Annotated in this window: 18 protein-coding genes; 6 read left to right on the top strand and 12 right to left on the bottom strand. The window is 71.0% G+C overall.

Translation table 11 applies throughout. The annotated features are described in order from the left end of the window. Nucleotides 1-29: 29 nt before the first annotated feature. Nucleotides 30-1,187, top strand: a complete 1,158-nt coding sequence (locus tag OHA25_RS53285) for an ROK family transcriptional regulator (protein WP_327584488.1) — start codon at nucleotides 30-32, stop codon at nucleotides 1,185-1,187. Nucleotides 1,188-1,199: 12 nt separating this feature from the next. Then, nucleotides 1,200-1,853 (top strand): M15 family metallopeptidase, encoded by a 654-nt coding sequence (locus OHA25_RS53280; protein ID WP_327584487.1) that lies wholly within the window; start codon nucleotides 1,200-1,202, stop codon nucleotides 1,851-1,853. A gap of 21 nt (nucleotides 1,854-1,874) precedes the next feature. Here OHA25_RS53280 and OHA25_RS53275 read toward each other — a convergent pair whose 3' ends face one another. From OHA25_RS53275 to OHA25_RS53225, 11 genes are all read right to left on the bottom strand, one after another. Further along, nucleotides 1,875-2,609, bottom strand: a complete 735-nt coding sequence (locus OHA25_RS53275) for a sulfite exporter TauE/SafE family protein (RefSeq protein WP_327584486.1) — start codon at nucleotides 2,607-2,609, stop codon at nucleotides 1,875-1,877. Then, nucleotides 2,606-4,468 carry a gamma-glutamyltransferase family protein gene (locus OHA25_RS53270; RefSeq protein WP_327591176.1) on the bottom strand — a complete coding sequence of 621 codons (1,863 nt, stop codon included), beginning with the start codon at nucleotides 4,466-4,468 and terminating at the stop codon, nucleotides 2,606-2,608. Before OHA25_RS53270 ends, OHA25_RS53275 begins: the two co-directional genes overlap by 4 nt. Nucleotides 4,469-4,518: 50 nt before the next feature. Then, nucleotides 4,519-5,454: an ABC transporter ATP-binding protein gene (locus OHA25_RS53265; RefSeq protein WP_327584485.1), complete on the bottom strand. Its 936-nt coding sequence runs from the start codon at nucleotides 5,452-5,454 to the stop codon at nucleotides 4,519-4,521. Beyond that, the gene (locus tag OHA25_RS53260; protein WP_327584484.1) at nucleotides 5,451-6,416 is read right to left on the bottom strand and encodes an ABC transporter ATP-binding protein; all 966 of its coding nucleotides are present in this window, start codon (nucleotides 6,414-6,416) and stop codon (nucleotides 5,451-5,453) included. Before OHA25_RS53260 ends, OHA25_RS53265 begins: the two co-directional genes overlap by 4 nt. Then, nucleotides 6,413-7,243 (bottom strand): ABC transporter permease, encoded by an 831-nt coding sequence (locus OHA25_RS53255; RefSeq protein ID WP_327584483.1) that lies wholly within the window; start codon nucleotides 7,241-7,243, stop codon nucleotides 6,413-6,415. Before OHA25_RS53255 ends, OHA25_RS53260 begins: the two co-directional genes overlap by 4 nt. Next, nucleotides 7,236-8,195, bottom strand: a complete 960-nt coding sequence (locus OHA25_RS53250; protein WP_327584482.1) for an ABC transporter permease — start codon at nucleotides 8,193-8,195, stop codon at nucleotides 7,236-7,238. Before OHA25_RS53250 ends, OHA25_RS53255 begins: the two co-directional genes overlap by 8 nt. Further along, a complete protein-coding gene (locus OHA25_RS53245) occupies nucleotides 8,195-9,808 on the bottom strand; it encodes an ABC transporter substrate-binding protein (RefSeq protein WP_327584481.1) in 1,614 nt (537 codons plus the stop codon). Before OHA25_RS53245 ends, OHA25_RS53250 begins: the two co-directional genes overlap by 1 nt. A 78-nt stretch (nucleotides 9,809-9,886) precedes the next feature. Further along, nucleotides 9,887-10,570 carry a GntR family transcriptional regulator gene (locus OHA25_RS53240; RefSeq protein WP_327584480.1) on the bottom strand — a complete coding sequence of 228 codons (684 nt, stop codon included), beginning with the start codon at nucleotides 10,568-10,570 and terminating at the stop codon, nucleotides 9,887-9,889. A 26-nt stretch (nucleotides 10,571-10,596) separates the two neighbouring features. After that, nucleotides 10,597-11,376, bottom strand: a complete 780-nt coding sequence (locus tag OHA25_RS53235; protein ID WP_327584479.1) for a hypothetical protein — start codon at nucleotides 11,374-11,376, stop codon at nucleotides 10,597-10,599. Nucleotides 11,377-11,439: 63 nt separating this feature from the next. Continuing rightward, nucleotides 11,440-12,018, bottom strand: a complete 579-nt coding sequence (locus tag OHA25_RS53230) for a TetR/AcrR family transcriptional regulator (protein ID WP_327584478.1) — start codon at nucleotides 12,016-12,018, stop codon at nucleotides 11,440-11,442. A gap of 158 nt (nucleotides 12,019-12,176) precedes the next feature. After that, nucleotides 12,177-17,009 carry an Lhr family helicase gene (locus OHA25_RS53225; protein ID WP_327591175.1) on the bottom strand — a complete coding sequence of 1,611 codons (4,833 nt, stop codon included), beginning with the start codon at nucleotides 17,007-17,009 and terminating at the stop codon, nucleotides 12,177-12,179. A gap of 116 nt (nucleotides 17,010-17,125) precedes the next feature. On the opposite strand from OHA25_RS53225, the gene OHA25_RS53220 reads away from it, so the two are divergent. Beyond that, nucleotides 17,126-17,614 carry a VOC family protein gene (locus OHA25_RS53220; protein ID WP_305923405.1) on the top strand — a complete coding sequence of 163 codons (489 nt, stop codon included), beginning with the start codon at nucleotides 17,126-17,128 and terminating at the stop codon, nucleotides 17,612-17,614. 248 nt (nucleotides 17,615-17,862) lie between these two features. Further along, nucleotides 17,863-18,057: a DUF3046 domain-containing protein gene (locus OHA25_RS53215; protein WP_305923404.1), complete on the top strand. Its 195-nt coding sequence runs from the start codon at nucleotides 17,863-17,865 to the stop codon at nucleotides 18,055-18,057. Here the strand turns inward: OHA25_RS53215 and OHA25_RS53210 are convergent. Further along, nucleotides 18,040-18,315 (bottom strand): hypothetical protein, encoded by a 276-nt coding sequence (locus OHA25_RS53210; protein ID WP_327584477.1) that lies wholly within the window; start codon nucleotides 18,313-18,315, stop codon nucleotides 18,040-18,042. The genes OHA25_RS53215 and OHA25_RS53210 overlap by 18 nt on opposite strands. A 338-nt stretch (nucleotides 18,316-18,653) precedes the next feature. Here OHA25_RS53210 and recA point away from each other — a divergent pair, with 338 nt between their 5' ends. Together recA and recX are read left to right on the top strand one after the other, a co-directional pair. Beyond that, the gene (gene recA / locus OHA25_RS53205) at nucleotides 18,654-19,745 is read left to right on the top strand and encodes a recombinase RecA (protein WP_327584476.1); all 1,092 of its coding nucleotides are present in this window, start codon (nucleotides 18,654-18,656) and stop codon (nucleotides 19,743-19,745) included. An 86-nt stretch (nucleotides 19,746-19,831) separates the two neighbouring features. Next, nucleotides 19,832-20,962 carry a recombination regulator RecX gene (recX, locus tag OHA25_RS53200; protein WP_327584475.1) on the top strand — a complete coding sequence of 377 codons (1,131 nt, stop codon included), beginning with the start codon at nucleotides 19,832-19,834 and terminating at the stop codon, nucleotides 20,960-20,962. Nucleotides 20,963-21,412 lie beyond the last annotated feature (450 nt).

The following is a 21,412-nucleotide window of genomic DNA, read 5'->3' as shown; positions in this document are numbered from 1 at the left end:
GCGTTTCGTTGCCAGAGGGGAGAGGTCCCGTGACACGAAATCCCGGTGTGCCACGCCTGCTGCGCCGCCTGAACGACCGGACGGCCCTGGAGCTCCTTCTCACCGAGGGCCCGCTCACCCGCGCTGAGCTGGGAGAACGCACCGGGCTTTCCAAGGTGACCGCGGGACAGCTGCTCGCGAGGCTGGAAGAGCGAGGGCTGGTGGAGGTCGCCGGCGAGCGGGCCGGCGGGCGCGGACCCAACGCCGCCCTCTATGGCGTGGTCCCCTCCAGCGCGCACGTCGCCGGCCTCGAGGTGCTGCCCGACGCCATCACCGTTGGTGTGGCCGACATCACCGGCAGGACCGTGGTGGAGGTCGTGGTCAATCCGACCGACGGCGACCCGGTCGCCACCGTGCACGAGGCCGTACGGCGGGCCTGCGAGGCGGCCAGGATCACCCTGCCGCAGTTGCGCTCATTCGTCATCGGCACCCGCGGCGTGGTCGATCCGGCCACCGGCGACGTGCGTTTCTCCTACGACCTGCCGTCCTGGCACGTCGGCGTGCTGGCCAGCCTGCGCGGGGCCCTCGGCGCCTCGGTGACCATCGAGAACGACGTCAACCTTGTCGCCCTCGCCGAGCACCACTACGGCGCCGCCGTCGGCGTCGACGATTTCGTGGTCCTCTGGGCAGGCGTCGGCCAGGGTCTGGGCGTCATGCTCGGTGGCCGCCTGCACCGCGGTAACACCGGTGGCGCGGGCGAGATCGGCTGGCTGCCCGTGCCCGGCGAGCCGCTGCCCGCCGATGTCACCCAGCCGCAGTCGGGCTCCTACCAGCGGCTGGTGGGCCAGGCGGCGATGGACGGGCTGGCCAGGGGCCACGGCATGAGCCTGCGGCCGAGCGCCGACCTGGTCCGCGCCGCCGTCGCCGACGGCCGCTCCGGCTTTCTCGACGCCGTCGCGGATCGGCTGGCCGTCGGCGTCGCGGCCGTCAGCGTCGTGCTGGACCCCGGGCTCATCGTGCTCGCCGGCGACGTCGGGCGGGCCGGAGGTCCTGAGCTGGCCGCCAGGGTCGAGGAGGCGGTGGCGAAGGTCTGCCCGACGCGGCCCAGCGTGGTCACCACGGGAGTCGCCGGAAACCCCGTGCTGCGCGGCGCCCTGGTCGCGGCCTTGGAGCAGGCCCGAGAGCAGGTTTTCTCCGACACTGTGTGAGAATTTCTGCCCATGTGGCACCCCGCACACGGCATCGTCCTGATCTCCGACCCCCGCGTGACCGCCATCCCCGTCCACGACAACGGGGAGCCGCTGGTCGAAGTGCGGGGACGGTTGAGACTCGACGACCGGATGGCCGACGAGGAGGGCGCGTACGGCCGCCTGCGTGCCGGCCTGCTCGACCGGCTCGAGCGGGCGGAGAAGGAGCTGCCCGCCGGATACCACCTCCTGATCGTGGAAGGCCACCGGTCCATCGCGAACCAGCGCCAGACCTTCGACGACTACCGGGCCGAGCTCGCCCATCGCTTTCCCAGCATGACGGCCGACGAGCTGCATGCGGCGGCCAGCCGCTACGTCTCGCCGGTCGAGGTGGCCCCGCACACCGCAGGGGCTGCCGTGGACCTCACGCTCTGCGACGCCGACGGCGCCGAATACGACCTGGGCACCGCGATCAACGACACTCCCGAGCAGAGTGCGGGCGCCTGTTACACCGCCGCCGCCGGGATCCCGGGGGACGCGCGCAGGCACCGCAAGATCCTCGCGACCGCCCTGGAATCGGCGGGCCTGGTCAACTACCCCACGGAATGGTGGCACTGGTCCTACGGCGACCGTTACTGGGCGCTGATGACGGGCTCTCCCCACGCCCTCTACGGCCCGGCCCACTGACCCTCGCGGCCGCAAGCCGGGCTAGCGCAGGGCGAGCGCCACGGCCACCCCCAGTCCGAACGCGACGACCACGCCCCGGAGGACCTTGGCGGACATGAGCCGTGCCACCCGCGTGCCCAGCAGCCCGCCCGCCAGGCTGGCCGGTGCGATCACCGCCACCGCCTGCCACTGCACGGCCCCGAACAGCGAGAACGCCACCACCGACACGGTGCTGATCACCAGCGCGAGCACCGCGCGCACGGCGTTCACCCGGTGCAGGCCTTCGTGCAGGAACATGCCGAGCACGGTCAGCAGCAGCACGCCCATGCCGCCGTTGAAATACGCGCCGTAGCAGCCGCCCAGGAACACCCCGGCGTACACGAGCTTGCTCGGCCGCCCGTCACCGCCGAATCGCCGGCGCAGCCACGGCTGCGCCAGCAGCGCCAGGCTGGCGAACGCCACCAGCCACGGCACGAGCGACTCGAACAGCCTGCCCGGTGTCAGCAGCAGCAACGCGCTGCCCGCCCCCGCGCCCAGCACGGCCGTGGCACTCAGCATCGCGGCCCTGCGTCGTTGCCCGCGTAGCTCGGCCCGGTAGCCGAGCACGCCGCCCAGGTATCCCGGCCACAACGCCACCGCGTTCGTCACGGACGCGGTCAGGCTCGGATAGCCGAACGCCACGAGAGCGGGGAAGGAGATGAGGGTACCGCCGCCGGCCAGGGCGTTCACCGCCCCCGCCAGCAGACCGGCCACCATCAGGAAGAGCAGATCCGTCATCGGCCGACGGCGTAACCCTGAGCGCCGCGGGGGTTGGCGGCGGCTTTGAGGAAGGCGCCGTCGCGAGCCACCGCGCTGAGCCTGCCCAGCGTCCACGAGCCCTGGAGCTCGACCTCGTGCCCGCGCCGCCGCAGCTCTGCCACCACGTCAGGGTCCAGGCGGTCCTCGGTGTGCAGGACTCCGGGGCGGGAGCCGCGCGGGAAGAACGAGCTGGGGAAGTGCTCGGAGTGGAACATCGGCGCGTCGATGGCCTCCTGCAGGTTCAGGCGGCCGTGGACGACGGCCAGGAAGAAGTTCACGCTCCACTGGTCCTGCTGGTCGCCGCCCGGCGTGCCGAACGCCAGCCACGGCCGCCCGTCCCTGAGCGCGAACGACGGCGAGAGCGTGGTGCGCGGCCGTGTTCCGGGCCGCAGCGACGCCGGCAGCCCCTCCTGCAGCCAGAACATCTGGGCCCGCGTCCCCAGGCAGAATCCCAGCTCGGGGATGGTGGGCGAGCTCTGCAGCCAGCCGCCGCTGGGAGTGGCGGACACCATGTTGCCCCAGCGGTCCACGACGTCCACATGGCAGGTGTCGCCCCGGACGGTCCCGTCGCGGGCCACCGTCGGCTCGCCGACGCCTTGTCCGACGTGCCCGAGTCCGGCACCCTGCGGCGCGCGCGCCCCGGAGATGCCGGGCGCGCTGCTGGCCGTGCCGGGCGCGGGGAAAGCCGGCAATCTCGGCGCGCGCCCGCCCGGAGCGCCCGGCCGCAGGTCGAGACTGGCCTCCACGCCGACCAGCCGTCGGCGCTCGGCGTTGTACGCCGCGCTCAGCAGGTCGGACATGGTGCCGGACTCGGGCACGTCGGACAAGGTGCCGGACTCGGGCACGTCGGACATGGTGCCGGACTCGGGCGCGTCGGACAAGGTCACGTGGGCGTCGCCGTACCAGGCCTCGCGGTCGGCGAAGGCCAGCTTGGCGACCTCGGTCACCGTGTGCACGTAGTCGGCGCTGAGATAGCCCATCGCGTCCAGGTCGAACCCGTCGAGCAACGCCAGCTGCTGCAGGAACACCGGTCCCTGACCCCACGGCCCGGTCTTGCACACGGTGTGCCCGCGATAGTCGAAGGTCAGCGGCTCCTCGACCGATGCCGACCAGCGCGCCAGGTCGTCGCCGGTGAGCAGCCCGCCGTGCACCTCGCCGGAGCTGTCCCGCCAGGCCGTTTTGGCGCTGAACTCGGCGATCGCCTCCGCGACGAACCCCTCGTACCAGGCCGTGCGGGCAGCGGCGAGTTGCCCCTCTCGGCTGCTCGCCGCGGACTCCGCCTCAGCCACCAGCCGTCGGTACGTGGCGGCCAGCACCGGGTTGGCCAGCTTCGACCCGGGCGCGGGCACGCGCCCGCCGGGCAGCCACGTCGCTGCCGACGTCGGCCAGTCAGCGTTGAACAATCCTTCGACCGACTCGATCGTGGCCGCGATGCGCTCCAGCACCGGAATGCCGTGCTCGGCGTAGTGGATCGCGGGTGCGAGCACGTCGGCCAGCCGCCAGGTGCCCCAGCGCTCCAGCATCAGCATCCACCCGCCGAAGGCCCCCGGCACGGTGGCAGCCAGCAGCCCGGTGCCGGGCACGATGTCCAGGCCCAGCTCCGTGAAGCGCTCGATGGTGGCCGCGGCGGGCGCCACGCCCTGCCCGCACACCACGGACACCTTCTGCTCGGCCTCGCTCCACAGCAGGATCGGCACCTCGCCGCCGGGGCCGTTCAGGTGCGGTTCGGCGATCTGCAGCACGAAGCCGGCGGCCACCGCCGCGTCGAAGGCGTTCCCGCCGCGTTCCAGCACGCTCATGCCGGTGGCCGAGGCCAGCCAGTGGGTGCCGGCGACCATGCCGAAGTCGCCCGACAGCTCGGGCCTGGTGGTGAACAAGCTCTCTCCCTTTATCGACTTGCTGTAACAAGGTGGCACGCGGCCGGATGGCCGGTGCCGGTCAACGGGGGTTCGTCGGTCCGGCAGACGTCGTACGCCAGCGGGCACCGCGTATGGAAGCGGCACCCCGACGGCGGATCGACCGGACTCGGCACATCACCGCTGAGCACGATCCTGCGCCGCTCCCGCTGCCTGACCGGATCCGGCACCGGCGCCGCCGACAGCAGAGCCTGCGTGTACGGATGCCGCGGCTCGGCGAAGATCTCGGCCGTCGGCCCCGACTCCACGATCTTGCCCAGGTACATGACGGCCACCCGGTCGGCCAGGAACTCCACCACGGACAAATCATGCGTGATGAACAGGCATGAAAAGCCCATATCCCGCTGCAGATCGGTGATCAGGTTGAGCACCGACGCCTGCACCGACACGTCCAGCGCCGACACCGGCTCGTCGGCCACCACCAGCTTGGGCTCCAGGATCAACGCCCTGGCCAGCCCCACCCGCTGCCGCTGCCCGCCGGACAGCTCGTGCGGGAACCGCGTGCGCATCTCCGCCCGCAGCCCCACCTTCTCCAGCATGGCCGACACGCGCCTGGAGGTCTCCCGCCGGTCGGCCGCCTGGTGCCTGAGCAGCGGCTCGCCGACGATGCGCTCGATGGTGAAGCGCGGGTTGAGCGAGGAGTAGGGGTCCTGGAAGACCATGTGGACGTCCCTGCGCAGCGGGCGCATGGCCCGGCGCGACAGGTGGGTGACGTCGCGCCCGTCCAGCTCGATCCGGCCGGACGTGGGCTGGGTCAGCCGCAACACGCACTTGCCGACCGTGGACTTGCCGCTGCCGGACTCGCCGACCAGGCCGAGCACCTCACCCTGGCCGATCTCCAGCGACAGTCCGTCCACCGCGCGTACCGGGCCGTAGTGTTTGACCAGGTTGTCGATCCGCAGGATCACTGCTCGCCTCCGGGGTGGAAACAGGCCGCCAGATGGCCGGGCGCGTGCTGGTCGAGCGGGGGCCGCTCCATCCGGCAGTCTGCCTGCGCACGCGGGCAGCGGGCCTGGAACGCGCACTCGTCCGGGTCGGACAGCGGTGACGGCACCATGCCGGGGATCTCGGCCAGCCGCCCGTTGACGGCGGCGGACGGCAGGGCCTTCATCAGACCCAGCGTGTACGGGTGCCGCGGGTTGGCGAACAACTCGGTCACCGCGGCCTGCTCGACGGCGCGGCCGGCGTACATGACCACGGCCCGGTCGGCGATGTCGGCCACCACGCCCAGGTCGTGGGTGATGAGGATGATCGCCGTGCCGAGCCGGTCACGCAGGTCGCGGAACACGTCCAGCACCCCTGCCTGGATCGTCACGTCGAGCGCCGTCGTGGGCTCGTCGGCGATCAGCACCCGGGGCGAGCAGGCCACCGCGATCGCGATCATCACGCGCTGCCGCATGCCGCCGGACAGCTGGTGCGGGTATTCCCTCATCCTGCGTTGCGGCGCCGGAATGCCGACCAGCTCCAGCAGCTCGACGGCCCGGCGGCGGGCCGCCTGGCGGGAGAGCCGCTCGTGCCTGCGCAGCACCTCGATGATCTGGTATCCAACGGTGAACGACGGGTTGAGCGAGGTCATCGGCTCCTGGAAGACGACCGACACCTCCTTGCCGCGGACGTGCCGCATCTCGGCCTCGGGCAGCGTCGTGAGCTCGCGTCCGCCCAGCTTCACCGACCCGGACAACCTGGTCGTGTCCGGTGGCAGGAGCCGGGGGACCGACATCGCGGTGACCGACTTGCCGCAGCCGGACTCGCCGCACAAGGCCAGGATCTCGCCCTCCTCCAGTGTCAGTGAGATGTCTCTGACGGCCTGCACCAGGCCGTCCTCCGTGTCGAAGCCGACGGCCAGGTCGGCGATCTCCAAGAGGCTCATCGGAAGCTCCTCGGGTCCAGGACGTCACGCAGGCCGTCGCCGAGCAGGTTGAAGCCCAGCGTGGCCAGGGCGATCATCAAGCCGGGCCAGATGGCCAGCCACGGCGCGTCGCCCAGGTACTGCTGGGCGGTGGTCAGCATCACGCCCCACGACGGTGTCGGCGGCTGCACGCCCAGCCCCAGGAACGACAGCGTGGACTCGCCGATGATGGCCGCAGGGATGGCCACCGTGGCCTGCACGATGAGCGGATTGGCGCAGTTCGGGAGCACGTACCGGAAGATCAGGTAGGCGTCGCTCGCGCCGTCGGCGATGGCCGCCGCCACATAGTCCATCTCCCTGACCGCCAGCACCTCGCCGCGCGTGATCCGGATGACGGCCGGCAGCTGGGCGAAGCCCAGCGCCAGCACCACGCCCCTCAGCGACGGCCCGATGATCGCCGCCAGCCCCACCGCGAAGACCAGGAACGGGAACGCCAGCGTCACGTCCACCAGCCGCATCACGACGGGGTCCAGCCAGCGCCGGTAGAACCCGGCGACCAGCCCGATCGGGATGCCCACGGCCATCGCCAGCAGCGTGGACAGCACGCCGGCCTGGAGCGACACATGGGCGCCGTGCGCGATCCTGGCGAAGGCGTCCCTGCCGAGGTCGTCGGTGCCCATCGGGTGCGCGGGCGACGGCGGCGCCAGCGTGGCCAGGTAGTCCTGCGCGGCCGGGTCGCCGGTCACCAGCGGCCCGGCCAGCGCCAGCAGGAGGAACGCGGTCACGAGCGCCAGCCCGGCCATCGGCATCGGCCGCCGGCGGAAGCGCCGCCACAACCGGTCAATCATGGCGCACCCCCGACAGCCTGATCCGCGGGTTGAGCGCCGCGTACGCGAGGTCGACCAGCAGGTTGACCAGGACGTACCCGACGACCGTGATCAGCACGACAGCCTGGATGACCGGGTAGTTCCTGGTCAGCACCGCGTCCACGGTCAGCTTGCCGAAGCCGGGGATCACGAAGATCTGCTCGGTCACGACCGCGCCGCTGATGAGCGCGCCGAGTTGCAGGCCGAGCACGGTCACCACCGTCGTCAGGCTGTTGCGCAGTGCGTGCGCGCCGACGACCTTCACCTCGGACAGGCCCTTCGACCTGGCGGTCCTGACGTAGTCGGCCGACAGCGCGCCCAGCATGGCCGAGCGGGTCTGCCGCATCAGGATCGCCGCGAACCCGGTGCCGAGCACGAGGGCGGGAAGGATCATGCGCTGGAGGTTCGCGGCCGGGTCCTCGGTGAAGGGGACATACCCGGAGGCGGGCAGCACCCGCCAGGTGACCGCGAACAACAGGATGCTGAGCAGGCCGAGCCAGAAGTGCGGCACCGACAGCCCGGCCAGGCCGAACCCGGTGGCCACGTAGTCGGCGAACCTGCCGCGCCGGACGGCGGCCACGATGCCGGCGCCCACGCCGACGACGATGGCGACCAGGATGGCCAGCGCCGACAACTCCAATGTCACGGGCAGCCGCTCGGCGATGATGTCGATCACCGGCAGCTGGTCCTGCGTCGAGCGGCCGAAGTTGCCGGTGAGGGTCTGGGCGACGTAGTCCACGTATTGGGCGGGCAGCGGCTTGTCCAGGCCGAACTCCTTGCGGATGGCCTCGACCACGGCGGGCGAGGCCTCCTCGCCCGCCATGACCGTGGCCGGGTCGCCGGGCAGCGCCCTGACCCCGAGGAAGATCAGGATGCTGGCCAGGAACAACACGATCACCGCCGACCCGCAGCGCCGCAGAATGAACCAGAGCATTACGCGGCGAATCCGGCGGTGACGAAGCGCGGCAGGCCGTCCTTGAAGTATTGGACGCCCGCGACGGTCTTGCTCATGCCCAGGTAGTACTTGCTGTGGTACAGGTACAGGACGCCCCTGATCTCGGCGGCCTTCTTCATGGCGGAGGCGTACAGCTCGGCGCGCTTGGCGACGTCGGACTCGGCGGCGGCCTGCTTGATCGGGTCGTCGATGCCCGGGTCGGACATGCCGCTGTAGTTGTTGCTGCCGCGGCTGGTGATGAGGTTCGTCAGGTTGCCGTCCGGGTCCACGCGGCCCGACCAGCCGTTCAGCAGGACGTCGAACTTGCCGGACTTGCCCTGCTCCAGCGTGCTGACGAACTCGGCCGTCTGCACGCTCACGTTGAAGCCCGCCTCCTTGGTCATCTGCTGGATGACCTGCGCCAGCCGTACGTTGGTCGCGTCGTTGGGGCTGGTGAGCGTGACCGGGATCGGCGTCGGCACGCCGCTGGCCTGCACGAGCTGCTTGGCCATGGCCAGGTCGCGCTTGGGACAGGTCAGATCCTGGGCCCGGAACCGGCTGTCCAGCGGCACGGGAAAGCAGTCGGGTTCGTGCAGGCCGTTGTAAACGGTCTTGTTGATCAGGTCGCGGTCCAGCGCCAGCTCGAAGGCCTCGCGGAGCTGCGGGCTCTGGGCCAGGGCCGTGTTCACCGTGCCGGGCTTCTCGGTGGAGCCGTCGGCGTTGCCGGTGTTGATCGTGATGCCGTAGTAGCCGAGGCCGCCGCCCGACACGACCGTGAGGTTCGGATCGGTCTGCACCCCCTTGACCGTGGTCGTGGCGAGCTGGTCGCCCACCTGCACGTCGCCGGACTTGAGGTTCGCGGCCCGGACGTTCGGGTCCACGATGATCTTGTATACGATCTTGTCGAGCTTGACCTTGGCCGCGTCGTAGTAGTCGGCGGCCTTCTCCAGCGCGATCTGGCTGCCCGACGTGCGGCCGGCGAATTTGAACGGTCCCACGCACACCGGGCTCGCGCCGAAGTTGTCGCCCGCCGCGTCCAGGGCCTTCGGCGACATGATCATGCCGGCGCGGTCCGCGAGCTGGGCGGTCAGCGGCGTGAACGCCCGCGTCAGCGTGAGCGTCACCGTGGTGGGATCGACCACGGCGACCTTGGACACCGCGGCCAGGTCGGCCTGCCGCGCGGACTTCTCCCAGGTGCGGTGCCGGTCCAGCGACTTCTTGACCGCCTCGGCGTCGAACGCCGTGCCGTCGTTGAACTTCACGCCCTCACGCAGCTTGATCGTCACCTCCTTGCCGTCGCCGGACACCTCGGGCAGGGCGGCGGCCAGCTGGGGGACCAGCGTGGCCTGCGCGTCGATGTCGTAGAGCTTCTCGCACATGTTCGCGAACACCTCGCGGCCCACCAGCGTGGTCGAGATGCTCGGGTCGAGCGCGTCGGGGTCGGCGTTGAGCGCCACATTGAGCGTGCCGCCGGCCTTGACCGGCCGGTTGTCGGCCGTGGCGGCGGCGATGGAGGGAGGGGCGGCGGGCGTGCTGCTCGAGCCGGCTCCTCCGCCGCAGGCCGTCAGGCCGAGGGGGAGGACGGCGAGTGCCGCGACGAGCCTGGGTCTCATATGGGCCTCCGTGGGAACGGTTTAGGAGACTGTATACAAGACCTTACATTTCACTGGTGTTCAGATTACGGCTGGGTGTTAACTCGGTATTTCGGTCTTGCTCGATGCGCGGCCCGCTGCCGCCAAGAACGACCGCCGCGCCGCCGCCACATGCGCGACGGCTCTGGCCTGCGCCTCGTCCTCGTCGCCCGCAGCGATGGCCTCGCACAGGCCCAGGTGCTCCGACCAGGAGTGCGGCCCGCGTGTGGAGGCCGTCTGACTGAAGACCCACTGCGCCCGCTGCAGCATCGGCTTCATCACCAGGCTGAGATAGGAATTGCCCGTCGCCTCGCCCACCGCCAGGTGGAAGGCGGTGTTGAGGTCGGCCACCTCCTCCAGCCGGCCCGCCTCCACGGCCTCCTTGGCCTGCTCGAGCATCCGGCGCAGCCGCTCGGCGGTGGCCGGGGTGCGCTTGCGCGCCGCCAGCCGCGCCGCCAGCCCTTCGATCGCCATGCGTACGTCGAACAGCTCCTCGGCCTCCGCGGCGGACAGGCGCGCCACCGTGGCGCCCAGGCGGGGGACGACCTCGACGAAACCCTCGGCGGCCAGCACCCGGATGGACTCCCGCACGGGGTTGCGCGACACGCCCAGCTGGGCGGCCAGCCGGTCCTCCACCAGCCGCGCGCCTTGGGGGAGCTCGCCGGAGAGTATGCGGCGCCGCAGCTCCCCGGTGACCTCGTCGCGCAAGCTCCGATGGGCCGCGCCCAGCGTCACATCAGCCATCTCGGGACTCATCGTATACAGCGCCGTCACTTCGTCCGCTCGGGACGCCAGTCGTCCTCCGTCGCCTCCCTGCTGACCTCCCACATACGGTCGAACTCCGCCTTGAAGTGCTCGTACCAGAAGTGGTCGCGACGTGGGGTGAGCGTGAAGACCGGGTCCCTGCCCGGCGCGCTGTGTGTGCCGAGCTCAACGTGGATGACGCCGTCGTCCTCACCGGCATCCAGCAGCACCAGCCCGAACGCGGGCACGAACGGCAGGAACCGCACCTCGACCCCCTCCAGATCGCGCAGCAGGTAGATCGTGGACTTGACCCGGTGCTCGAACACGTCGGATTGCTCGGGAATCGTGCTCCTCCTGGCCGCCTCCTCCGGGACCGCGCCCTTCGGATCGATCAGCAGGACCTGGACCGACGCCCCGCGCGCCAGGCCCTTACGCAGCTGCTCGACGTGCGCACGGATCGTGCGGCTCAGCGTCACCCCGGCGAAGCGGATGTCGGCGGCGCGGGCGACCCGCTCGTCAAGCCCCTGCCGCACGGTGGTCAGGAAGGCGTCGCCGGCCAGCTTCGCTTCCACCAGGCGGTTGAGCTCGGCGACCCGCGCTTCGAGGTCGGCGACCTGGTGACGGGGACCGAGCGCGTTCACCGCGACCAGGGCCAGCGTGGCCAGGATCGCGGCGCTCACGACCTGCGGGTTGACGACGCTGAAGACGCCGAGCACGCCGACGACCAGCGCGATGAGCGCCGTCAGGTAGATCTCGAGGTTCTTGCCGGTGCTGACGTCCGCGCGTAAGCGCTTCAGGGGACCCATGCACTCAGTTTCCCGCCTTGGCGTGGCGCACGATCCACAGACCGGTGCCGTACATTCCCGACGCTAGGAGAGCCGGTCGAAGACGGACTCCACCGCGGCCGGCAGCCGCGCCGGATCGTCGCCGGCGAGCGCTCTCCCCGCGTAGTAGGCCGCCAATCCCATCTCCGCCGCGATGGCGGCGATCTCCGGGCTCGCGCCCTGGCCGGCGAGCAGGTCACGCAGGAGCTCGGCATACCGGCGCTGTTTGGTGAGGCTGCGGGCGAGCAACTCGGGATGGCTGGCCACCAGGCGCTCGTGCCGGGTGTAGCCGGCAGGCTCGGCGGTGATCCGGCGCACGTAGGAGGCGACGACGCGGCGCGCCACGGCCAGCGCGGCAGGCAGAGCGTCCCCGATCGGCCGGTCCGCGGTGATCTCCGTAGCCTCCGCCAGCACAGCTCCGAGATCGCCCCCGTCGGCGAAGACGACCTCCTGCTTGTCTCCGAAGTAGCGGAAGAAGGTGGCCCGCCCGACCTCCGCGCGCTCAGCGATGTCGGCGACCGTGACCTTGTCGAAGCCGCGCTCCTCGAACAGCGCGTGGGCCGCCTCGATGATCGCCTCACGGGACCGTTGCTGCTTGCGCTCCCTGAGCGAGCCCTGCTCCATACCTCCCAGTCTATTGAGCACAGCGTGGCGATATTCTGCGCGACCTTGCTCATCACCCCGGGCTGCTGACCGCTCGCTCACGCTGGCCCGCTCGCTCACGCTGGCCCGCCGGCCATGTGGGCCCACCCTGGCGGCGGCCCCGGCCGGCATCGGGCAGGTCAGGCGCGCAGGCGCAGCCCCCGGGGCGTCGGGTGGAAGCCGGCCGCCTCCAGCGCCGCCGCCAGCGGCGACTCGATGATGGAAGCGCCGTCGGCCCGCTCGACCGTCAGCTTCCCGAGCGCCCCGTCACGCACGGCGAGGGCCAGCGCGTCCACGGCGGGCTGCAGCCGCTCGCCGTCGGTGAACGACAACAGCGTCTTGCCGCCCCGTTCGACGTAGAGCACCAGGTGGCCGTCGACCAGCACGACCAGCGACCCGGCCTTCCGGCCAGGCTTGTGGCCGACGTCGCCGGGATGCTGCGGCCAGGAAAGCGCGGCGCCGTACGGGCTGGCCGGGTCGGCGGCGGCCAGCACCACGGCCCGCGACCCCCCGGCCGCCCCGCCAAAGCCCCCGCCGCTCGCACCCTGCCCGAACCCGTCGCCGCCTGTCGGGGCGATGCCGGGTGCCATCGCGCGCATCCGGTCCACCGCCCCAGGCAGGGCGAACTGGGCGCCCCCGAGGCCCTCCACGAAGTAGCCCCGGCGGCACCGGCCGCTCTCCTCGTACGCCCGCAAGACCTGATAAATGGGCGTGAATCCCCCGGGGAGCCGTTCCGACGTCACCGCACCCCGGGTCACCACCCCGTGCCGTTCGAGCAGGACCTCGGCCTGCGCCTGGACCCGCTGGGTCGCGTCGGCGGCCGGTGCGGGCAGCAGCCACCACCGCCCGGCCACGGTCGGCGGCCCGCTCCTGGTCGGCAGCACCGCCCGGCGCCGCCGCGTCGTGGCCGGCCGGTGCGCGGGACGCCCGGTGCCGAGCGTGGCCCGCAGCGGCGCCAGCGTGTCCCCGGACACCCGCCCCGACCACACCAGGTCCCACAGCGCGGACACCAGCGTCTGGTCGTCCAGCGACCCCAGCTGGTCGGAGATGCCGCGGAAGAACAGCGCACCGCCGCCGCCCAGCAGCTCGAGCACCCGTTCGTGAACCGGCGTCGTCGTGATCTCGGCAGGCTCCGGCAGCAGCAGCGGCGCCGTGTCGGCGAAGTAGAGCGACACCCACCCGTCACCGCCCGGCAGCGTTCCCTGCCCGACCCACATGACCTCGCCCGACGAGGTCAGCTCGTCGAGCAGCGCCGGATGGTAGCCCGGCACCCGCGACGGCAACACGAGCGTCTCCAGCGCGGACGCGGGCACAGCGGCTCCCTGGAGCTGCTCGATGGAGCGGACCAGCGAGTCCATGGCTCGCGCCGCCCCCGCTCCGCCCCGCGTCCCAAAGCCACCGGCCCCGCCCTGCCCAGCCGAGGCGCCCGGTCCTGCCCAGCCGGGGCCCGCGGATGCCGGACCGCCCGTGCCGGTGATGCCGTGCCAGACAGACAGGAACAGGGCAAGCGTCTCGGGGGCGACCGGCTCGACCTCCTTCCGCAGCCGGGCCAGCGACCGGCGCCGCAACATCCGCAGCACCCCGGCGTCGCACCACTCCTCACCCCGCCCGCCAGGCCGGAACTCCCCGCTGACGACCCGCCCGGACGCGGCCAGCCGCCGCAGGGCGTCGGTCACCACGGCCACGCCGAGCCCGAAACGGGACGCCGCCGTGCCGGCGTGGAAGGGGCCGCGGGTGCGGGCGTGCCGCGCCACCAGGTCCGCCAGCGGATCGGCCACCGGCTCCAGGAACGCGTGCGGCACCCCCACGGGGAGCGGCACGCCCAGCGCGTCACGCATCCGCGCCGCGTCCTCGATCGCCGCCCACTGCTCCTCGCCCGCGATCCGTACCTTGATGGCTCGTCGCGCGCGTACGAGCTCCTCCAGCCAGGCCGGGTCGCCGCCGCGTACGCTCACGTCGGGAGCCAGCAATGGTCCGTGCGAGCGCAGCAGGTCCGCGAGGTCCTCCACGTCGCGCAGCGGCCGGTCGAGCCTGGCCAGCTCCCGCTCGCTGTCGGAGATCACGTCGGGGTCGAGCAACTCGCGCAGGTCGGCCTGGCCGAGCAGCTCCGCCAGCAGCGTGGTGTCCAGCGCCAGGGCCTGCGCCCGGCGCTCGGCCAGCGGCGCGTCGCCCTCGTACATGAACGCGCCGACGTAGTGGAACAGCAGCGACGCCGCGAACGGCGAGGCCTGCGAGGTCTCCACCTCCACCAGTCGCACCTTGCGCGCCGCGATGTCCCGCATGAGCCGCACCAGCCCCGGCACGTCGAAGACGTCCTGCAGGCACTCACGCATCGTCTCCAGCACGATCGGGAACGACGCGTACTGTGACGCCACCCCCAGCAGGTGGGCCGCCCGCTGCCGCTGCTGCCACAGCGGGCTGCGCCGGCCGGGCACGCGGCGTGGCAGCAGCAGCGCCCGCCCCGCGCACTCCCTGAACCGGGAGGCGAACATGGCCGACCCGCCCAGCTCCTCGGTGACGATCTGCTCGATCTCCTCGGCGTCGAACGCGGCCACGTCGGTGGGCGGCTCGGCCAGCGTGTCCGGGATGCGCAGCACGATGCCGTCGTCGGAGTGCACGGCCTGCACATCGACCCCGTAACGCTCGCGCAGCCGCCGGTTGATCGCCAGCGCCCACGGGGCGTGCACCCGTGCGCCGTAGGGGGAGTGGATCACCACCCGCCAGTCACCGAGCTCGTCGTGGAACCGCTCGACCAGCAACGTGCGGTCGTCGGGCACGTAGCCGGTGGCCTCCCGCTGCTCCCGCAGATAGGCCAGCAGGTTGCCCGCCGCGTATTCGTCCAGACCGGCCGCCCGCATCCGCTCCGTCGAGTCGTCCTTGGCCTGCTCGCGCAGGAACTGCCCGATCGCCTGCCCCAGCTCGGCCGGCCGTCCCGGCGCGTCGCCGTGCCAGAACGGCAGCTTGCCCGGCTGACCGGGCGCGGGCGAGACGAGCACCCGGTCGGCGGTGATGTCCTCGATCCGCCACGACGTGGCGCCCAGCACGAACACGTCGCCCACGCGCGACTCGTAGACCATCTCCTCGTCCAGCTCGCCCACTCTGGAGGCCCGCTCGCCCACCAGGAACACGCCGAACAGGCCCCGGTCGGGGATCGTGCCGCCGTTCGTCACCGCCAGCCGCTGGGCGCCGGGCCGACCCTGGAGCGTGCCGGTGACCCGGTCCCACACGACGCGCGGGCGCAGCTCGGCGAACTCCTCGCTCGGGTAGCGCCCGGCCAGCATGTCGAGCGTGGCCTCCAGCGCGGTGCGCGGCAGCGTGGCGTAGGGGGCGGCCCGCTTGACCACCGACTCCAGCTCGTCGACCGTCCACTCCTCCAGCGCGGTCATCGCCACGATCTGCTGGGCCAGCACGTCGAGCGGATTACGCGGATAGCGCAGCTCCTCGATCTGGCCGCTCTTCATCCGCTCGGCCACCACGGCGGTCTGTACGAGATCGCCGCGGTATTTCGGGAAGATCACGCCTTTGGAGACCGCGCCTACCTGGTGACCGGCCCGGCCGATGCGCTGCAGGCCGCTGGCCACGCTCGGCGGCGCCTCCACACACGCGACCAGGTCCACCGCGCCCATGTCGATGCCCAGCTCCAGGCTGGAGGTGGCGACCACGGCGGGCAGCCGGCCCGACTTGAGCGCCTCCTCGATCTGCGCCCGCTCCTCCTTGGAGACCGAGCCATGGTGCGCCCGCACGATCTCCGTCACGACGCCCTTGCTGCCCCCGGCCTGCGCCATCATCTCGGCGGGTGTGCGCTTGGGCGGCTCCCAGCGCGAACCGGCAGGCGCCCCCTGACCCGGGTCCCGGCCCCGACCTGCAGGCGCTCCCTGACCCCGGTCCCGGCCCGGACCTGCAGGTGCTCCTTGGCCCGGCTCCTGGCCTGGACCTGCAGGTGCTCCCTGGCCCGGCTCCCAGCCCGGATCCGCAGGCGCTCCCTCGTCCGGCGCAGTCTCCCAGATCGACAGGTCGACGGCATCGGCGCCGCCGCTCTCCCGCTCGTAGGCCAGCTCGTTGAGCCTGGTGCACAGCCGCTCGGCCAGCCGCCGCGAGTTGGCGAACACGATCGTGGAGCTGTGCTCTCCGATCAGATCGAACAGCCGCTCTTCGACATGAGGCCAGATCGACCTGTTGGCGGGCTCCGGAGTCTCCAGGGCGAAGTCGTCGCCCTCCGCGCGCGGTCGGCCTTCCATTTCGGTCATGTCCTCGACCGGGACCACGACCTCGACCTCGATCCGCTTGTCCGCCGGCGGCTGCACCACCGTGGCCGGCCGGGTCCCGCCGAGGAACGCCGCCACCTCACTCACCGGCCGCACGGTCGCCGACAGCCCGATCCGCTGCGCGGGCCGCTCCAGCAGCGCGTCCAGCCGCTCCAGACTGAGCGCGAGATGCGCGCCGCGCTTGGTGGCCGCGACCGCGTGCACCTCGTCCACGATCACCGTCTCGACCTCGCGCAGCGCCTCCCGCGCCTGGCTGGTGAGCAGCAGGAACAGCGACTCCGGCGTCGTGATCAGGATGTCGGACGGTTTGGCCGCGAACCTCCTGCGGTCCTCGGCGGGGGTGTCGCCGGAGCGGATCGCCACCGAGATCTCCGGCACGGGCAGCCCGAGCCGCCGCGCCGTCTGCTTGAGCCCGGCCAACGGCGCGCGCAGGTTGCGCTCCACGTCGACGGCCAGCGCCTTGAGCGGCGACACGTAGAGCACCCGCGTCCCCTTGCGCCCGGCCGGCCCTTTGAGCGGCTCTTGGAGCGGCCCTTTGGGCGGCGCTGCCGCCAGCCGGTCGAGCGACCACAGGAACGCCGCCAGCGTCTTGCCCGACCCGGTGGGCGCGACGACCAGGGTGTTGTCGCCACGCGAGATCGACTCCCACGCCCCCTCCTGGGCGGCCGTGGGAGCTTGGAAGGCTCCAGCGAACCATTGCCTGGTCATCTGGCTGAACTGGGCTAGCGAGCTCACCAGGACATACTGCCTCGCGCCACCGACAGAAATCGCATTGGCGCGGCAGCGTGCGATTGAGGCGGGGTTCTGGCGGACATACAGCGACCGTGACCATTGATTACGCGGCCATCGAAGCCCGCCGAGCGGAAATCAGGCAGCGCTATGTCTTACCGCGCCGACCATCGAGCAGCGCGCGCGGGCTGCACCACATCGCCCTGCTGTCGTCCAATGTGGAGCGCACCATCCAGTTCTACCAGGACCTCCTGGAGTTCCCGCTCACGGAGATCATCGAGAACCGCGACTACAAAGGCTCGAACCACTTCTTCTTCGACATCGGCAACGGCAACCTGCTCGCGTTCTTCGACTTCCCGGGGCTCGACCTGGGCCCCTACCAGGAGGTGCTCGGCGGGCTGCACCACATCGCGATCTCGGTCGACCCCGCCACGTGGGAGCGGTTGCGCGGGAAGCTGGAGATGGCCGGCGTGCCGCACCAGATAGAGAGCGGCGCCTCCATTTACTTCAAGGACCCCGATGGCGCCCGGCTGGAGCTGCTCGCCGACCATCTCGGTGAGATGTACGGCGCGCGGGTGTTGTGAGCTTGTGAGCTAACGCCGCGACGCCCTGCGCGTACGCGGCCTGCCCGCACGGGGCTCCTGTCTGATACCGGCATGCCTTTCTGATCGCTCGGCTTTCTCCTTCTGTACGGCGAGGCGCAGCGTGAGCAGTAATCGGCGGCGCCTGCTCCGGTTGGCCTTCGTCTTGGCGGACTTCGGGGGTGAAGACTTGGCGGTCTTTGGCATGCGGTTGTCTTACCCACCCTCCGCGCGATTCCATACTTGGTTCCATGCGGTTGACGGAGTTCTGGAGACGGATGAAGGCTCATTTCGGTGAGACGTACGCCGAGTCGTGGGCCCGCGACTACGTGATCGCCCCGCTCGGCGGACGCACGGTCATGCAGGCGCTGAACGACGGGGAGAGCGCCAAGACCGTCTGGCGGGCCGTCTGCCAGGTGGAGGACGTCTCACCCAAGCTGCGCTGAGCCCAGGGTCTCCCGCAGCGCTCCGGCCGTACGCTCCAGATCGTCCGCGCGACCATGGCCTCCGCTCGACCACAGAAACTGCCATCCGTGGGCCGTCGGGGTGGCGAAGATGATCGTCTGCCGGCCCGTGCTGGGGTCCCACACCCACAACACCGGATCGTCGCCACCGACCAGGCGGCTCACCAGTCCCTGGTTGGGCAGCAACTCGGCGAGTGCCTCGAGATGGGCGCGCCGTTCCCCGGTATAGCCGCTCGCCACGTCGCCGCCTCCAACTCTCGCCCCTGCACTGAGTCTCCCCAGCTCACCCCGCATGACAACACGCAGGCGCCAACCGTCGTGAATGTCATCGGGACGCCCCGGGGCACGGCCCGCCCGGAGCTGTTCCAAGTGGCCCCCGCGCCTCCTCGCCGCCCCGCGGACGGCCGGTTTGACGGCGGCCCGTGTTCCCGCGTGTTCCTGATGTGATCGAACAGCCGTTCGGCTACGATGGGACCACGCCGAGCCACGTCTTCCCCGGCAGTCGCAGAAAAATGTCGGTGGCAGGCCGTAGCTTTTCACTCGACTGATCGGACCACGACCCTCCAGGGGGAGCTCCCATGGCTATCAACGACCGCGAGAAGGCCCTCGAGACCGCGCTCGCTCAGATCGAGCGGCAGTTCGGCAAGGGCTCAGTGATGCGCCTGGGCGATGACGCCCGAGCTCCCATCGAGGTGATCCCCACAGGGTCGATCTCTCTTGACGTGGCACTCGGCATCGGCGGCCTGCCACGCGGCCGCATCGTCGAGATCTACGGCCCCGAGTCCTCCGGTAAGACCACGGTCGCCCTGCACGCGGTGGCCAACGCCCAGCGGGCGGGCGGCATCGCGGCGTTCATCGACGCCGAGCACGCCCTCGACCCCGAATACGCCAAGAAGCTGGGAGTCGACACCGACGCCCTGCTGGTCTCCCAGCCCGACACGGGCGAGCAGGCGCTCGAGATCGCCGACATGCTGATCAGGTCCGGCGCCGTGGACATCATCGTCATCGACTCGGTGGCCGCGCTCGTGCCCAAGGCCGAGATCGAGGGCGAGATGGGCGACAGCCACGTCGGCCTCCAGGCCCGCCTCATGTCCCAGGCTCTGCGCAAGGTCGCCGGCGCCCTCAGTAGCACCGGCACCACCGCCATCTTCATCAACCAGCTCCGCGAGAAGATCGGCGTGATGTTCGGGTCACCTGAGACCACAACGGGCGGAAAGGCTCTAAAGTTCTACGCTTCGGTGAGACTGGACATTCGCCGTATCGAGACGCTCAAGGACGGCACGGAGGCGGTCGGCAACCGCACCAGGGTCAAGGTCGTGAAGAACAAGATGGCGCCGCCTTTCCGCGTCGCCGACTTCGACATCCTCTACGGCGTGGGCATCTCCCGTGAGGGCGGCCTCATCGACATGGGCGTGGAGCACGGCTTCGTCCGCAAGTCCGGGGCGTGGTACACGTACGAGGGCGACCAGCTCGGTCAGGGCAAGGAAAACGCCCGCAACTTCCTGAAGAACCACCCTGACATGGCCAACGAGATCGAAAAGAAGATCAAGGACAAGCTGGGCGTGGGCCCCCGCCTCGACACCCCTGCCGAGCCCGCCGTTGCTCCGGTCCCGGCTGCGGCGCCTTCGGGCCGCGGCTCGAAGTCCACTCCCAAGCCGGGCGACGTCTGATCGTCCGCCCATGAGTGAAACGAACTGGCCACAGGCGCCCCGGCCCCGGGGTGCCTGGCCCGACCAGTCCCGCGCCTGGGGTGCTTATGGGTAGCTCGCCGAACGACGCATGGTCGCGCGGACGAGATCTGGCTCGTTCGGCGTCGGATGGCTGGCCGTCGGTAGATGAATGGCGCGAGCACCGCAACCGTCTCCAGCCCTCGGAGGCGTCACCTGATGGCTCTGATCCAGGACCCGACGAAGATCAGGCCACTACGACCGGATCCCCACCCTCGAGGGTGAACGCGCCGTCCCGGGAGGACGCACAGGTCCCCGATGCCAGAGACGCTAGGAGCATGGCCGCAGACGGCCCGTATACCCACGCCCCAGCTGGACAGGCGGGCCCGTCCAAAGCAGACGCTGGCGAGGAAGCGTCCCGCGATGAGGCGTCCCGCTGGGAAGAACCCGGAGGTGGGAAGCATGGGGACGGCGGGTGGCACTCCGAAGTGCTGGCTGGCAGCAGTTGGTTCGCACAGCAGCCGGCGGACGGCGGCACCCAACGAGCGCGCAAGGGCCGCGAATCCGACGCCCGCTTCGATGGCGGATCCGACGGTGGCTTCGGTGGCCGATCCAAGAAGCGAGGGCGGAGGAGCCGCTCCGGCAGGCGGGAGGTTGAGGGCGGACGGGATCGTGGCAGCAAGCCTGAGGGACCCGACGCTGATAGCCCTGCCGGAGCCGGACCCGATGCCGACCCGGAGTCGGTGGCCCGGGCCATTTGTCTCCGTCTCCTCACGATGGCCCCCAAGACGCGAGCCCAGCTCGCCGAGGCCCTGCGCAAACGTGATGTCCCGGCGGAGGCGGCCGAAGCGGTGCTCAGCCGGTTCTCCGAGCTGGGCCTGATCAACGACGAGGCGTTCGCGGCGGCCTGGGTCGATTCCCGCCACCATGGCCGCGGCCTGGCCCGACGTGCGCTGGCGGCTGAGTTGCGGCACCGGGGCGTGGACAACGACACGGTGAAGGAAGCCGTGGAGCGCCTGGATCCCGACCAGGAGGCGGAGACGGCCCGTCGGCTGGTGGACCGTAAGCTCGCCGCCACCCGATCCCTGGACCCGCAGACGCGCACCCGCCGTCTCGCGGGCATGCTCGCCCGCAAGGGCTACTCCTCCGGCGTGGCCTACCGCGTCATCCGGGAGGCCCTGGAGGAGGAAGGCATCGATCTCGAAGCTGACTTCCCCTGACCTCTGGCGCTCCGCTCTCTCCCTCCCAGGGCAAAGATCGGGAGTTTGCGTTTCGTTCACCTTTTTCGGCTCTGTCGCAGGGATTGGGCCCCCCGGTGTGGCTGTATCGGACCAGGTCACCCACCATCGCCGTGGTCCCCGGAATGCCTGGTCGTAGGGGGCTGACTGGCTCGGATGGGGGCAATACCGGCATTAATGGGGGAGATTGGGTCGAATGTGGAGCTGCAGGCCTGTAAGACACGCTTGATGGTGCGTTTGCTTGCTCGTGACCAGTTCGACGCATAACCTCGACGGCAGTGAGGGAGTTACTCCGCGCAGCGCGGATTGCCATACCGGTGAACGACGGACGAACGAGCTTGGTTGATCGAGGCGGGCAAGGTGTCGGCTGTCCCAGTCGACGCCCGGTCAGCCTTGGCTTGACATCGATCCCGGCGCCGAACGGGCTCTGCG

The sequence above is a fragment of the Nonomuraea sp. NBC_00507 genome (assembly GCF_036013525.1).
Taxonomy (GTDB): Bacteria; Actinomycetota; Actinomycetes; order Streptosporangiales; family Streptosporangiaceae; genus Nonomuraea.
Note: the sequence above shows the minus strand (reverse complement) of the source record. Positions and strands in the feature narration are given on the sequence as shown.